Genomic DNA, 14,524 nt, shown 5'->3' with positions numbered 1-14,524 from the left:
TAACCATAAAACTTCGCCTTTTGTTAACCATAAAAATTAGGGATCGATTAACCATAAATGTTCGCTATTCGTTCGAATGCCCCGGCGAATCGGCTAGAAGGGCTGGCATGAACCAGATCATTTTCATGCTCGGCGACTGGCCGGTGCGCACCATCGACGCGCTGATCGGCTTCGGCGCGCTGGTCGTCATCCTGCTGATTGTCATTGCGGTCGTGATCGCGCGCTCCGGGCGGCGCGGCGCGGAACTCGCGATGGCGCACGCCATCCGCGCCGACGAGCTGGAGGAGCGCCTCAGCCAGGTCCTGCACGCCCAGAGCGAGGCCGCCGGCCGGGCCGACGCCATGACCCAGGCGCTGGCCGGCCGCCAGGCCGAGATGGCGCGGGCCGTCAACGAGCGGCTGGATTCAGTGACCCATCGGGTCGGCCAGTCCATGGAACATTCGACCCGCAACACCATGGAGAGCCTGCGCGCGCTGCACGAGCGGCTCGGCATCATCGACAACGCGCACAAGAACCTCACCGACCTCACCACGCAGGTGACGACCTTGCGCGACGTGCTCGCCAACAAGCAGTCGCGCGGCGCCTTTGGACAAGCGCGGATGGAGGCGATCGTCCAGGACGGCCTGCCGAAGGGGGCCTACGAATTCCAGTTCACGCTCTCGACCGGCAAGCGGCCCGACTGCGTGGTGTTCCTGCCCGACCAGCGTCCGCTCTGCATCGATGCGAAATTCCCGTTGGAAGCGATGACGGCGCTGCACGATGCCCGCACCGACGAGGAGAAGCGCGTCGCCACGCAGCGGCTGCGCGGCGACGTGATGAAGCATGTCAGCGACATCGCGGAAAAATATCTCGTCACCGGCGAGACCCAGGAGATGGCGCTGATGTTCGTGCCGTCGGAATCGGTCTACGCCGAGATCCATGACGGCTTCGACGACGTGATCCAGAAGGCCTATCGCGCCAAGGTCGTGCTGGTGTCGCCCTCGCTGCTGATGCTCGCGATCCAGGTGATGCAGCAGATCATGAAGGACGCGCGCATGCGCGATGCCGCCGACCAGATTCAGACCGAAGTGATCAAGCTCGGCGACGATTTGGGACGCCTGCGCGATCGCGTGCTGAAATTGCAGAAGCACTTTGCCGACGCGAACGAGGACGTCCGCCAGATCCTGATCTCCGCCGACAAGATCGAGAAGCGCGCAGGCAGAATCGAGGAGCTCGATTTCAGCAAGACCGACGCGCCGGCGGACGGCCCGCGGCTGGTGGCGTCAGGCGCGCCGGAGCTGTTTCCAAGGAAGCTCCAGGCGGGGGAGTGATGCGGAGTCGTCATGGCCGGGCTTGTCCCGGCCATCCACGACCTTTGCAACGGCACCAAGAACGTGGATGCCCGGGACAAGCCCGGGCATGACGGTTTTTGTGGCCGAGGCAGCGTCCCCAGAATCTGCTAACACCTCCCCATGACCGCACCCGACGCGACCTCCCCTGCCGCGACCTCCGCCCCCGCCCGCTCCTGGCGCGACAGCCTGGCTGTTTACCTGCAGCCGCGGGTGCTGATCGTGCTGTTCCTCGGCTTCTCCTCGGGACTGCCGCTGGCGCTGTCGGGCTCGACGCTGCTGGTGTGGATGCGCGAGGCCGGGGTCGATCTCAAGACCATCGGGCTGTTTGCACTGGTCGGCACGCCCTACACACTGAAATTCCTGTGGGCGCCGCTGGTGGATGCGCTGCATGTGCCGCTGTTCACGCGCGCTTTCGGGCGGCGGCGCGGCTGGCTGCTGTTCTCGCAATTGCTGCTGATCGTCGCGATCCTGCTGCTGGCGCTGACCGATCCGGCGCGATCGCCCTTCTATGTGGCACTCGGCGCGCTGCTGGTGGCGACGACGTCGTCGACGCAGGACATCGTGGTCGACGCCTTCCGCGTCGAGAGCCTGCCCGAGAGCGAGCAGGCCGCCGGCATGGCGGCCTATGTCGCGGCCTATCGCATCGGCATGCTGGTTTCGACCGCGGGTGCGCTGTTCATTGTCTCCGGCTTCGAGAGCACCGGCATCACGCGCACATCGGCCTGGATGTGGGGCTATGTGGTGATGGCGGCGATGGTGCTGATCGGGACGATCACGGCTCTCGCGGCGACCGAGCCCGAGCAATCGGTGCGGGCGGAAGCCGTGACGCACGACGAGACCGCGTTCGCGCGCGTGCTGCACGCGGCGATCGGCGCCTTCTCCGAGTTCCTGTCGCGCAAGGACGCGATCGCGGCGCTCGCCTTCGTCGTGCTGTTCAAGTTCACCGACGCGTTCTCGGGAACGATGACGGCGCCGTTCGTGATCGACCTCGGCTTCACCCGCAACGACTATGCGGCGATCGTGAAGGGCGTCGGCCTCGCCGCGACCCTGATCGGCGGCTTTGCCGGCGGCTTTGTGGCGCGGCGTTATTCGCTGGCAACCTCGCTCTGGATCGGTGGCGTGGTGCAGGCGCTGGCGAACCTGACCTTCTCCTGGCTTGCGCTGGTCGGCACCAATCAATGGGCGCTGGCGCTCGCGATCTGCGCCGAGAATTTCACCAGCGCCATCGGCACCGTGATCTTCGTCGCCTATCTCTCGGCGCTGTGCCAGAACCCGCTGCACACAGCGACGCAATATGCGCTGCTCACCGCGCTTGCAGCGGTGGGGCGGACCTATCTCTCGTCAGGAGCCGGCTTCGTGGCCGATACGACCGGCTGGCCGCTGTTCTTCTTGATCTGCGTGCTGGTGGCGATCCCGAGCCTGGTGTTGCTCGTCTGGCTGCAAAAGCGCGGGCATTTTGAGGCGCTGGGGCCCGTGCGGGTGTAGCGCCGCCCCTCCTACTTCCTCACCAAGTCCACTTCGTGACCACGGCCTCACTCATCTGGCCGGGGTCGCTGGCGCAGGCGATTTCGTCGATCTTGACCGAGATCTCTTTGCCGACGAACGATTTCAACTGCGTGGCCTGCGCGTCGCTGGAGGTGACGAGCTGAAACGTTTCAGGTCCGGTCTCGAGATTGCACAGCCCGTTCGGCGCCGGCAGGCGGCGCGGCTCGGAGGTGATCTGGTACATCGCAATCCGCTTGCCGGCGTTCTTGACGTCGCGGATCTTCATCGCATTCAGCTCGCCCGAGAGCACCTCGCCGGCGCTGATCGGCTTGCCGGGCTTCGAGGGCGGCGGCGCCTCGTCGTCCCGCTGCGCGGCGATGGCCGGTGTCACCAGCAGCAGCATCGTCGCGACCAAAGCCGATCGTGTGGCGAAAAGTTTCGTCATGTCGTCCGTTCCGTCAAGTCTGGATGGCTAGAACAGGGTCCGCTGCCGCATCGCGGCCGAGAGCGTGCCCTCATCGAGATAATCAAGCTCGCCACCAACAGGCACACCATGGGCCAGCCGGGTTACTTTTACGTTGGCGTCCTGAAGCAGGTCGGTGATGTAATGCGCGGTGGTCTGTCCGTCGACTGTCGCATTCAGCGCAAGAATGATCTCGTGCACCTCGGCCGCATGCGCGCGCGCGACCAGCGCGTCGATGCTGAGGTCCTGCGGGCCGACGCCATCGAGCGGCGACAAGGTCGCGCCCAGCACGTGGTAGCGCCCTTGGGTCGCATTGGCCCGCTCCAGCGCCCAGAGATCGGCGACGTCGGCGACGACGACGATGATGGCGGGATCACGCTTCGGATCGGTGCAAATTGTGCAGGGATTTTGCGTATCGATGTTGCCGCAGGTCTTGCAGACCTGAACCTTGTCGAGCGCGACCTGCAGAGCGCCCGATAGCGGCATCATCAGCGCTTCGCGCTTCTTGATCAGATGCAGCGCCGCGCGCCGCGCGGAGCGCGGGCCCAAACCCGGCAGCCGCGCGAGAAGCTGGACGAGCCGCTCGATTTCGGGACCTGCAACCGCGCCCATATTACTGGCCGAACAGCCCCGGCGGCAGGCCGAGGCCGCCGGTCAGCGACTGCATCTTCTCCTGCATCGCGGTCTCCGCCTTGCGGCGGGCATCACCGAGCGCGGTGACCAGCAGATCTTCCAGCACCTCGCGCTCTTCGGCCTTCATCAGCGAGGGGTCGATCTTGACGCCCTTGACGTCCATCTTCGCGGTCATGCGCACGGCGACGAGACCGCCGCCGGAGATGCCCTCGACCTCCACATTGGCGAGCTGCTCCTGCATCTCCTGCATCTTGGATTGCAGCTGCGCCGCCTGCTTCATCATGCCGAGAAAATCAGCCATGGGTGCTCGTCCTTGGAAAGCCTAAGTTGTTTTGAGCATGATCTTGTCGGAAAACCGCTTCACACTTTTCCGGATCAGGCTCTAGAGATCGTCGTCGGCGTCGGAACCGTCGGGCGGATCGTCAGAGCCATAGTCAGCGTTAATATTGGTTTCCGGCGTCTCGGGGGCAAGCCTGCGGACCTCGACGACCTTCGCACCGGGGAAGCGCGACAGCACCTCCTGCACGCGCGGATCGGCCTCGGCGCTGCGCGCATGTTCCTGCTTGGCGGCCTGGCTCATCGAGCGCAGCGTCGCCTGGCCCTGCTCGTTGGAAACAATGATGGTCCAGCGGCGGCCGGTCCACAGCTCGAATTTTCGCGCGAGCTCGGAGATCATGGTTTTCGACGCGTTCGGCTCGAGCGCGACCTCCAGCCGGCCCTCCTCGAAACGAACGAGGCGCATGTCGCCTTCGAGCGCGGCCTTGGTCATGAGGTCGCGCTTCTGCCCGGCGAGCGCCACGAGCTGGGCGAAGCTGGTGATGCGCAGCTGGGGTGCCGCCCCCTGCGGGTCTGGCGCGGGCGCCGCCATTTGCGGCCGGGCACCGCCGCCGAATGCAGTCGGTGACGAGGTCGGCATGCGAACTGGCGCAGCAGAGGTCACGGACGCCGCGGAAGCCATTGGTGCCGCCGGCGCGCCGCTGCGCGCGGCACTGCCGCCCACGACCGGCGAACTGCCGCCGTTCTGCTCCAGCATCCTGATCGCCTCGTCCGGCGTCGGCAGGTCGGCGACATAGGCGATGCGCACCAGCACCATCTCGGCGGCCGCAGCCGGCCGGGTTGCGGCCTGCACCTCGGTGATGCCCTTGAGCAGCATCTGCCACATCCGCGACAGCACGCGCATGGAGATCTTCGAGGCGAAATCCCTGGCGCGCACGCGCTCGGTCTCGCCATAGGCGACGTTGTCGGCGGTTGCCGGCACGATCTTCACGCGGGTGACGAAATTGACGAACTCGGCGAGGTCCGAGAGCACGACGATCGGATCGGCGCCGACGTCGTACTGGTCGCGGAACTCCTTGAAGGCGCTCGCGATGTCACCGCGCGCCAGCGAATCGAAGAGGTCGATGACGCGGGTGCGGTCGGCAAGGCCCAGCATCTGCCTGACCGCATCGGCCTTCACCTGGCCTGCCGCATGCGCAATGGCCTGGTCGAGCAGCGACAGGGAGTCGCGCACGGAGCCTTCGGCCGCACGCGCGATGATGCCGAGCGCTTCGGGCTCGATCTCGACGTTCTCCTTCGCGGCGATGTTGGCGAGGTGCTTCATCAGCACGTCGGCCTCGACGCGGCGCAGGTCAAAGCGCTGGCAGCGCGACAGCACCGTAACCGGAACCTTGCGGATCTCGGTCGTGGCGAACACGAACTTGGCGTGCTCCGGCGGTTCCTCCAGCGTCTTCAGGAAGGCATTGAACGCCGCCGTCGACAGCATGTGGACTTCGTCGATGATGTAGACCTTGTAGCGGGCGCTGGCCGGGGCGTAGCGCACGCTGTCATTGATCTGGCGGACGTCGTCGACGCCGGTGTGCGACGCCGCGTCCATCTCCAGCACGTCCATGTGCCGGCTTTCCATGATCGCCTGGCAATGCACACCCAGGGTCGGCATCTGGACGGTCGGCCCTTTCACCGAGCCGTCCGGCATCTCGTAGTTGAGCGCACGGGCCAGAATACGCGCGGTGGTGGTCTTGCCGACGCCGCGAACGCCGGTGAGGATCCAGGCCTGCGGAATGCGCCCGGTCTCGAACGCATTGGAGACGGTGCGGACCACAGCCTCCTGGCCGATCAGATCGTCGAACGAGGAGGGGCGGTATTTGCGCGCGAGAACGCGGTAAGGCGCGTTGGCGGCCTGGCCGGCGCTGTCAGGAGTGGAAGGGGCGCCAGCGTCGGTCATCGGTCAATCCGCAATGGAATGTCTCTCGGCTGGCTTTTGCGGACAGGAGCGCGCAGGCGGGAAGCCCGCCGACGCAATTCGCTCGAAAAAACAGGTAGGAGACTGACGAGCGACCCGATCCGGACCTCGTTAGGGCTGCTTCCTTCCGGACCTGACCCGGTTGGCGAGTGGCTCGTCCACCGCCAATCTCCCGGTCCCTATTTGGGGCCAAAAGGTCGGGAAAGCAAGCGGGTATCACTTTGGCGAGCTTGATCTTGCCCAGCATCCGGGCAATTCCGGGTCTGCTCAGCCGATAGGCTGTGCTTTCGCAGTCTCCGCCGCCTTGGTAAGAACGCTGCCGGAACCCACCTGATCAGAAAAGCGATTGATCCCAATGGTTACACGTCGTGATGTTGCATCGATTGTCGGACTTGGCGCCATCGGCGCGGTGACCGCGGGCGCGCTGGCCTCTCCGGCTGTGGCCCAGGCGGCCGATCCCAACGAATCGACCTTTGCCCGCATCCGCCGCACCAAGAAGATGCGGATCGGCGCGGTCGGCGGCGGCGCGCCCTATTACATGAAGGATCTCGCCAGCGGCCAGTGGAAGGGTTTTTACGTCGACATCGCCAAGGCGCTCGCCGACGACATGGAAGCCGAGCTGGAGATCACCGAAACCACCTGGGGCAATTCGGTGCTCGATCTCCAGTCCAACAAGATCGACATCTTCTTTGGCCTGAACCCGACCCCGAAGCGCGCGCTGGTGATCGACTTCTCGGTGCCGGTCTTCAACAACGCCTTTGGCATCCTCTGCAAGAAGGACTTCAAGCCGAAGAGCTGGGCCGAACTGAACTCGCCCGACGTCAAGATCGCGGTCGACCAGGGCTCCTCGCACGACCAGGTCGTCAGCCGCCTGACGCCGAAGGCGCAGATCTCGCGGCTGAAGACCGCCGACGACGCCACCGCCGCGCTGCAGACCGGCCGCGTCGACGCGCAGTGCCTGATCACCATGCTGTCGCTGACGGTGCTGAAGAAGAACCCCTCGCTCGGCCAGTTCGTGCTGCCGACGCCGATCTTCGCCACCACCTCGAACGCCGGCTTCCGCCGCGAGACCGACAAGACCTTCCGCGACTACGTCAACACCTGGATCGACTTCAACAAGGGCCTCGGCTTCATCCGCAACGCCATCATCACTAACATGGAGCTGGTGGGCGTGACGGAGGCGGACATTCCGCCGGGCGTTTCGCTGTAGGTATCACAAGCTTGGGGCAGTCTCGATCCTCGCGCGCCGCTCCACTCCCTCTCCCGCTTGCGGGAGAGGGCTGGGGTGAGGGTGTCTCCGCTGGCAAGACTCCCCAAGAGGAGAGAGCCCGCACCCGCATCGCATCTTCGATGCGACGCGACCTCTCCCGCAAGCGGGAGAGGTGAAGCAAGAAAGCACGCATGTATCAGTGGGACTTCGGCATCCTTTGGAGCTATCGCTGGCTCTTTCTCAACGGGCTTGGCGTCACCGTCGGCTTCACGGTGGTCATTGTCGTGCTCGGCCTGGTGTTCGGCCTGTTCGGAGCGTTTGGCAGCCTATCGCGCTTCAAGACCGTGCGCCTGACCGCCCTCACCTTCATCGAGGCGTTCCGCTGCACGCCGATCCTGGTGCAGCTGATCTGGTTCTATTACGCGCTGCCGATCCTGGCGGGTGTCGAGATGACGCCGATCACGGCCTCTGCGCTGGCGCTCTCGCTCTATGGCGGCTCGTTCTACTCGGAGATCATCCGCGGCGGCATCATCTCGATCGACCGCGGCCAGTCGGAAGCGGGGGCCGCGCTCGGCATGACGCCGGGGCAGTCCATGCGGCGTATCGTGCTGCCACAGGCGATCAAGCGCATGATCCCGGCGCTGATGAACCAGTCGATCATCCAGTTCAAGAACACCTCGCTGGTCTCGGTGCTCGCGGTGCCTGATCTGGTCTATCAAAGCCAGGTCGCCGCACATGACAGCTACCGGCCGTTGGAAACCTACACCGCCGTCGCGGTCGCCTATGCGGCGATCCTGATCCCCCTGACCATCCTCGCCAGGCGTGGCGAGAAGCGACTGGCGGTCAGCGAATGAGCGAGATGTCAAAGATCGAGATCCGAGCCTTGCGCAAGCGCTTCGGCAGCAACGAGGTCTTGAAGAACATCAATCTCGACGTCGCCAAGGGCGGCGTCGTGGCGCTGATCGGGCCGTCCGGCTCCGGCAAATCGACGCTGCTCCGCTGCATTAACCTGCTGGTCGCACCCGACGGCGGCAGCGTCCGCGTCGGCGACACGCGCTTTGCGTTCGGCGATGGTTCCAAGCTCCCTGACGTGAGGACACTCGCAAGATTCCGCGCCACCACCGGCATGGTGTTCCAGCATTTCAACCTGTTCCCGCACATGACGACGTTGCAGAACGTGATGGAGGGACCGGTCACGGTGCGTCGCATGGCCAAGGCGGACGCCGAAAAGCTCGCACGTGCCCAACTTGCGAAAGTCGGACTTGCGGAGAAGGCCGATCAATATCCGGCGACGCTCTCCGGCGGCCAGAAGCAGCGCGTCGCGATCGCACGCGCGCTCGCGATGGAGCCTGATGTCATGCTGTTCGACGAGGCGACGTCGGCGCTCGATCCCGAGCTCGTCGGCGAGGTGCTGAATGTGATCCAGCAACTGGCCTCCGAGGGCATGACCATGGTGATCGTGACCCATGAAATCGCCTTCGCCCGCGAGGTCGCCGACCGCCTGATCTTTATGCGCGATGGCGTTGTGGTCGAGGAAGGCCCGGCGCGGCAGGTGATCGACAATCCACAGGAAGCCGCGACACGCGCCTTCCTCAGCCATTTCCACCGCACCGGCGCGCTGCCGCCGGCCAACGCGACACCGTGATGCCCGATATCGACCGCGTCTATCTCGTCACCGGTGCCGCCAGCGGCATCGGTCGCGCCACCGCAAAATTGCTCGGAGCGCCGGGGGTCGCCCTTCTGCTCCACACGCGCTCGAACGCAGAAGGTCTCGACGCCACTGCAACCGAAGCTGAGGCAAAGGGTGCGGTCGTGGCAAAGTGCCTCGGCGATCTCGCGGAGGAGGCAGCCGTCACCGACGCACTCGCCGCCACACAACGCGCTTTCGGCCGGCTCGACGGATTGATCCTGGTCGGCGGCCACGCCCGTCGTGGCAGCGCCATCGGCACGCCGGCGGATCAGTTTCGCCAGGCGATGGATGAATCCGCACTGGCGTTCACGCGGATGGTCGAGGCGGCGCTTCCGCTGCTGCGGGCCGGACAGGATGCGCGGATCGTCGCGGTATCCTCGTTCGTCGCACACGCGATCCGGCCTGAATTCGCGCCCTTCGCCGCCACCGCCGCGAGCCGTGCCGCGCTTGAAGCGCTTGTGCGGCTCACCGCGATGGAGCTCGCCAAGGACGGCATCACTGTGAATGCGGTTTCGCCGGGCCTCATCGTCAAGGACAAGCCGAGCGAGAGCCGGCTGTCGCCCGAGCAGATCGCCGCAACCGAAGCGCTGATCCCGATGCGCCGGCGCGGGCGGCCGGAAGAGGTCGCCGAGATCATCGCCTTCCTTGCGTCACCGGGAGCGTCTTACGTCACAGGCCAGATCTGGCACGTCAATGGAGGCCTGATATGACCGAAGCGACCGTCGAACGTCTCAGGCTGTTCCTGATCGAAAGCCCGATCAAGATGGCCCGCCTGCAGGGCGTCGGCAATGTCAAGGGCACCGTAAAGCGCGTGCTGATCGAGCTGACGTCGAGCGACGGCGTGATCGGCTGGGGCGAGGCGGCGCCGTGGGAGGTGTTCACGGGAACGGCTGAAGCAGCCTTCTCCGCGCTCGACATCTATCTGCGGCCGATCGTGCTCGGCAAGCCGGTCCGCCGCATCCGCGCGCTGATGGCCGAGCTCGACCGCGCGCTGGTCGGGCACGCCGAGGCCAAGGTCGCGATCGAGATGGCGCTGCTCGACATCGTCGGCAAATCCTCGGGGCTTTCCGTTGCTGACCTCCTCGGCGGCCGCGTGCGCGACACGATTCCCCTCTCCTTCTCGATTGCCGATCCGGATTTCGCTGCTGATCTCGAGCGCATGCGAAGAATGGTTCCCGACGGCAATGTCATCTACAAGGTCAAGACCGGCGTGAAACCGCATCGCGAGGACCTCGATCATCTCGAAGCGATCCGCAAGGAGTTCGGCGACAACATCGATCTGCGGGTCGACTACAACCAGGCGCTGGCGCCGTTCGGCGCCATCAAGATCCTGCGCGATGTCGAGGCGTTCGCGCCGACCTTTATCGAGCAGCCGGTGCCGCGCAAATTTCTCGACATGATGGCGCAGCTCACCGCGGCGCTGGAAACGCCCGTGCTCGCCGACGAAAGCTGCTTCGACCGCCGCGACATGATGGACGTGGTGCGCCAGGAGGCCGCCGACGCCGTCTCGATCAAGCTGATGAAGGCCGGCGGCCTGTTCGAGGCGCAGGCGATCATGGCGATCGCCGACATCGCCGGCCTGCCCGGCTATGGCGGCACGTTGTGGGAGGGCGGCATAGGCCTTGCCGCCGGCACGCAGCTGATCGCGGCAACACCGGGCATCTCGCTCGGCTGCGAGTTCTACATGCCGCATCATGTTTTGATCGAGGATGTGCTCGAGGAGCGCGTCGCCAATCGCGGAGGTCACGTTGTCGTGCCCGACGGCCCCGGCCTCGGCATTCGCGTCAGCGAAGCCTCGATTCGCACGAACGCGCGGGTGCTGGCGGAGGCGTAAGCCTCGCCTTGGGGTGTACAACACCCGTTGCTGCCGTCCCGGCCCTGCGCAGGGACGACACCGAATGTGGAGCGCCGCTTTTCGCACCCAACGGTCTCAGTCCCCTTCTTGACTCCTCCCAAATTCGTTATACAACATAACTATTCTGACAAGGACGCAAATGACACAGGGAAACGCCGAGACCGCTGACGCGGGCGCCTCCGGCCTGCTTCGGATCGAGAGGGTGGACCGGGTTCTGACCGTGGGTCTGAACCGGCCGGCCAAGCGCAATGCGCTCAATGACGGCATCATCCTTGAAATCGGCGAGTGCTTTGCGTCCCTGCCCGAGGATATCGGTGCTGTCGTCATCCACGGCATCGGCGACCATTTCTCTTCCGGCCTCGACCTGTCCGAGCTGCAAGATCACGACGCCACGGGCGGCCTGTTGCATTCGCAGATGTGGCACCGGGTGTTCGACCGCATCCAGTACAGCCGCGTGCCCGTGATCGCGGCGCTGAAGGGCGCGGTGATCGGCGGCGGGCTCGAGCTTGCCTGCTCCGCCCACATCCGCGTCGCCGAGCCCACAGCCTATTTCGCGCTGCCCGAGGGACAGCGCGGCATCTTCGTCGGCGGCGGCGGCTCGGTGCGGCTGCCGCGGCTGATCGGCGTCGCGCGGATGATGGACATGATGCTGACCGGGCGCGTCTACAGCGCGACCGAGGGCGCGTCCTATGGCTTTGCGCAATATGTCACCGAAGCAGGTAACGGCCTCACCAAGGCGCTGGAGCTCGCGACCAAGATCGCGTCCAACGCGCCGCTGACGAATTTCGCCGTGCTCCAGGCGCTGCCGATGATCGCGGAGGCCAACCCGCAGACCGGCCTGTTGATGGAATCGCTGATGGCCACCGTCGCGCAGAGCGACAAAGAGGCAAAACGCAGGATCCGCGAATTCCTCGAGCACAAGACCGCCAAGGTAAAGCCGAAGTCATGAGTGCACAGCCGTCCTCTTCCAGCACAGAGCGCGGCGCGAGCAATTCTCCGCTGCGGCCAATCTCGTTCGGCGATCCCGTCGTCGACATCGAACGTCGCGCCGACGGCACGATCTATTTGCGGCCGAAGCAGCCGCTCGGCGATTACCCCGTCCGCATCACCGAGCGCCTGCATCACTGGGCGACGACGACGCCGGATCGCGTGTTCATGGCGGAGCGCGAAGGCGGCCGCGGCTGGCGCAAGATCACCTATGCCGAGCTGCTCACCGCGAGCCGGCACATCGCATCAAGCCTGATCCAGCGCGGCCTGTCGGCCGAGCGGCCGGTCGTCATCCTCTCCGGCAATTCGATCGACCATGCGCTGCTGGCGTTCGGCGCGTTCTATGCGGGCATTCCGTTCTGTCCGGTATCGCCGGCCTATTCGCTGGTCTCAAAGGATTACGGCAAGCTCTCTTATCTGATGAAGCTGCTGACGCCCGGCCTGGTCTTCGCCGAGGACGCCGACAAGTTCGCGGACGCGCTTGCCGCCAACGTCTCGCTCGGCACCGAGATCGCCGCGTCCTATGGCCATGTGCCGGGCCGCGACGTCACCTTGCTCGCCGATCTCATGGCAACGCCGATCCGAAGCGACCTCGACGCGGTGCATGGCAAGATCGGTCCCGACACGATCGCGAAATTCCTGCTGACGTCGGGCTCGACCGGCAATCCCAAGGCCGTCATCAACACCCAGCGCATGATCTGTGCCAACCAGGTGATGCTTCGCGAGACGCTCGCCTTCCTCAAGGACGAGCCGCCCGTCATCATCGACTGGCTGCCCTGGAACCATACCTTTGGCGGCAACCACAATATCGGGCTGACGCTCTACAACGGCGGCTCGATGTATCTCGACGCCGGCAAGCCGATGCCTGGTGGCATCGAGGAGACCGTGCGCAATCTCCAGGAGATTTCGCCAACGGTCTATTTCAACGTGCCCAAGGGTTACGAGTCGTTGCTGCCTTACTTGCGCGACGACCAGGGTCTTCGTGCAAAGTTCTTCGACCGGCTGCACGCGATGTTCTTCTCGGGCGCGGCGCTGTCGCCCTTCGTCTGGAACAGCCTCGACGCGCTCGCGGTGAAAGAAAAAGGCTATCGCGTCCCGATGCTGACCGGCCTCGGCGCAACCGAGACCGCGCCGTTCTTCATGTCGGTCAATCCGCGCACCAGCCGCTCCGGCCATGTCGGCCTTCCCGTGTCGGGCAACGACGCCAAGCTGGTGCCGAACAACGGCAAGATGGAAGTTCGTGCCAAGGGCCCGAACGTGATGCCCGGCTACTGGCGCCAGCCCGATATCACCGCAAAATCCTTCGACGAGGAAGGATTTTACAAGATGGGCGATGCGCTCAAGCCTGCCGATCCCGATGATCTCAACGCCGGCTTCGATTTCGACGGCCGCGTCAGCGAGGATTTCAAGCTCGCAAGCGGCACCTGGGTCAGCGTCGGTCCACTACGTGCGCGCTTCGTCGCGGCCTGCGCGCCGCTGGTGCGCGACGTCGTCATCGCCGGCATCAACCGCGATGAGGTTTCCGCGCTGGTGCTGCTCGATCTCGACGGTTGCCGCCTGATCAACCCCGCGCTGCCGGCCGACAATCTCGCCGCCACCGCCGGGGACCGGCTGGTGCGCGAAGCCCTCCGTGAGCGCTTGACCGGCTTTCTCTCTTCGGCCACCGGCTCCTCGACGCGGATCACGCGTGCGATCCTGCTGGACGTGCCGCTGTCGATCGACAAGGGCGAGGTCACCGACAAGGGCTCGATCAACCAGCGCGCGGTGATCGAGCATCGCGGCGCGCTGATCGAGGAGCTCTACGCTGCCAATCCATCGGACCGTGTGATATCGGTCGCTTAAGAAATCATCGCCAAGGGAGAACGCCATGTTGTTGAAGGATCAGGCAGCCATCGTCACCGGCGGTGCATCGGGACTGGGCGCCGCCACCGCGCGAAAGCTGGCGGCACAGGGCGCCAGGGTCGCAGTGTGCGATCTCAATACCAAGCTCGCGGAGACCGTTGCCGCCGAGATCAAGGGCGTGGCCGTGACCTGCGACGTCTCCGATGCCGCCTCCGCTGAAGCCGCGATCGCCCAGGCGACCAAGGCCCATGGCCCGGCCCGCGTGCTGGTCAACTGCGCCGGCATCGGCGTTGCGAAGCGCGTCGTCGGCCGTGACGGTCCGATGGCGCTCGCCGATTTCGACAAGGTTATCAAGGTCAATCTGATCGGCACCTTCAACATGCTGCGGCTTGCCGCGACCGAGATGGCCAAGCTCGAGCCGCAGGCGAGCGGCGAGCGCGGCGTCATCATCAACACCGCCTCGGTCGCCGCCTATGACGGCCAGATCGGCCAGTCGGCTTATTCGGCCTCCAAGGGCGGCATCGTCGGCATGACGCTGCCGATCGCGCGCGAGCTGGCCCAGTTCGGCGTTCGCGTGCTGACAATCGCGCCCGGCCTGTTCCTTACGCCGCTGCTGGCCAACCTGCCGCAGGAGGCCCAGGACTCGCTCGCCGCCGCGATCCCCTTCCCGCGCCGGCTCGGCCACGCCGACGAATTCGCCGCGCTCGCGCTGCACATGGTCGAGAACTCCTATCTGAACGGCGAGGTGGTGCGGCTCGACGGCTCCCTGCGCATGGCGCCGAAGTAAGA

Annotated in this window: 14 protein-coding genes and 1 other RNA gene; 10 read left to right on the top strand and 5 right to left on the bottom strand. The window is 65.3% G+C overall.

The annotated features are described in order from the left end of the window. Positions 1–107: 107 nt before the first annotated feature. On the top strand, positions 108–1,310 hold the full coding sequence (locus ABID58_RS26725) for a DNA recombination protein RmuC (RefSeq protein WP_354035744.1): 1,203 nt from the start codon (positions 108–110) through the stop codon (positions 1,308–1,310). 141 nt (positions 1,311–1,451) lie between these two features. After that, entirely contained in the window at positions 1,452–2,816 is a 1,365-nt protein-coding gene (locus ABID58_RS26720; protein WP_354035743.1) for an AmpG family muropeptide MFS transporter, read from the top strand. A gap of 19 nt (positions 2,817–2,835) precedes the next feature. On the opposite strand, the gene ABID58_RS26715 is transcribed toward ABID58_RS26720, so the two are convergent. From ABID58_RS26715 to ffs, 5 genes are all read right to left on the bottom strand, one after another. Further along, a complete protein-coding gene (locus ABID58_RS26715; protein ID WP_354035742.1) occupies positions 2,836–3,261 on the bottom strand; it encodes a hypothetical protein in 426 nt (141 codons plus the stop codon). A 27-nt stretch (positions 3,262–3,288) separates the two neighbouring features. Continuing rightward, complete coding sequence (gene recR, locus ABID58_RS26710; protein ID WP_148749788.1) at positions 3,289–3,891, bottom strand: recombination mediator RecR; 603 nt, start codon at positions 3,889–3,891, stop codon at positions 3,289–3,291. 1 nt (position 3,892) lies between these two features. Further along, positions 3,893–4,213 carry a YbaB/EbfC family nucleoid-associated protein gene (locus ABID58_RS26705; RefSeq protein ID WP_148749787.1) on the bottom strand — a complete coding sequence of 107 codons (321 nt, stop codon included), beginning with the start codon at positions 4,211–4,213 and terminating at the stop codon, positions 3,893–3,895. A gap of 81 nt (positions 4,214–4,294) precedes the next feature. Next, a complete protein-coding gene (locus ABID58_RS26700; protein ID WP_354035740.1) occupies positions 4,295–6,133 on the bottom strand; it encodes a DNA polymerase III subunit gamma/tau in 1,839 nt (612 codons plus the stop codon). 94 nt (positions 6,134–6,227) lie between these two features. After that, positions 6,228–6,324, bottom strand: an RNA gene (gene ffs / locus ABID58_RS26695) — signal recognition particle sRNA small type. A gap of 182 nt (positions 6,325–6,506) precedes the next feature. On the opposite strand from ffs, the gene ABID58_RS26690 reads away from it, so the two are divergent. The 8 genes from ABID58_RS26690 (at position 6,507) to ABID58_RS26655 (ending at position 14,522) form a co-directional block, all read left to right on the top strand. Further along, positions 6,507–7,361 carry a transporter substrate-binding domain-containing protein gene (locus ABID58_RS26690; protein WP_354035739.1) on the top strand — a complete coding sequence of 285 codons (855 nt, stop codon included), beginning with the start codon at positions 6,507–6,509 and terminating at the stop codon, positions 7,359–7,361. Positions 7,362–7,552: 191 nt separating this feature from the next. Continuing rightward, positions 7,553–8,215 (top strand): amino acid ABC transporter permease, encoded by a 663-nt coding sequence (locus ABID58_RS26685; protein ID WP_148749784.1) that lies wholly within the window; start codon positions 7,553–7,555, stop codon positions 8,213–8,215. After that, positions 8,212–9,006: an amino acid ABC transporter ATP-binding protein gene (locus tag ABID58_RS26680; protein WP_148749783.1), complete on the top strand. Its 795-nt coding sequence runs from the start codon at positions 8,212–8,214 to the stop codon at positions 9,004–9,006. The genes ABID58_RS26685 and ABID58_RS26680 overlap by 4 nt, the downstream gene beginning before the upstream one ends. Beyond that, positions 9,006–9,761, top strand: a complete 756-nt coding sequence (locus ABID58_RS26675) for an SDR family NAD(P)-dependent oxidoreductase (RefSeq protein ID WP_354035738.1) — start codon at positions 9,006–9,008, stop codon at positions 9,759–9,761. The genes ABID58_RS26680 and ABID58_RS26675 overlap by 1 nt, the downstream gene beginning before the upstream one ends. Continuing rightward, positions 9,758–10,885 (top strand): muconate cycloisomerase family protein, encoded by a 1,128-nt coding sequence (locus tag ABID58_RS26670; protein ID WP_354035736.1) that lies wholly within the window; start codon positions 9,758–9,760, stop codon positions 10,883–10,885. Before ABID58_RS26675 ends, ABID58_RS26670 begins: the two co-directional genes overlap by 4 nt. Positions 10,886–11,045: 160 nt before the next feature. Next, positions 11,046–11,855 (top strand): crotonase/enoyl-CoA hydratase family protein, encoded by an 810-nt coding sequence (locus tag ABID58_RS26665; protein ID WP_148749780.1) that lies wholly within the window; start codon positions 11,046–11,048, stop codon positions 11,853–11,855. Continuing rightward, a complete protein-coding gene (locus ABID58_RS26660) occupies positions 11,852–13,735 on the top strand; it encodes a feruloyl-CoA synthase (RefSeq protein ID WP_354035734.1) in 1,884 nt (627 codons plus the stop codon). Before ABID58_RS26665 ends, ABID58_RS26660 begins: the two co-directional genes overlap by 4 nt. A 25-nt stretch (positions 13,736–13,760) precedes the next feature. Then, positions 13,761–14,522: an SDR family NAD(P)-dependent oxidoreductase gene (locus ABID58_RS26655; protein WP_148749778.1), complete on the top strand. Its 762-nt coding sequence runs from the start codon at positions 13,761–13,763 to the stop codon at positions 14,520–14,522. The last annotated feature ends 2 nt before the right edge of the window (positions 14,523–14,524 follow it).

Origin of the sequence: Bradyrhizobium sp. S3.2.6 (assembly GCF_040546885.1) — a bacterium.
GTDB classification, from domain to species: Bacteria; Pseudomonadota; Alphaproteobacteria; order Rhizobiales; family Xanthobacteraceae; genus Bradyrhizobium; species Bradyrhizobium cytisi.
This window is presented reverse-complemented; position numbering and strand designations above follow the sequence as displayed.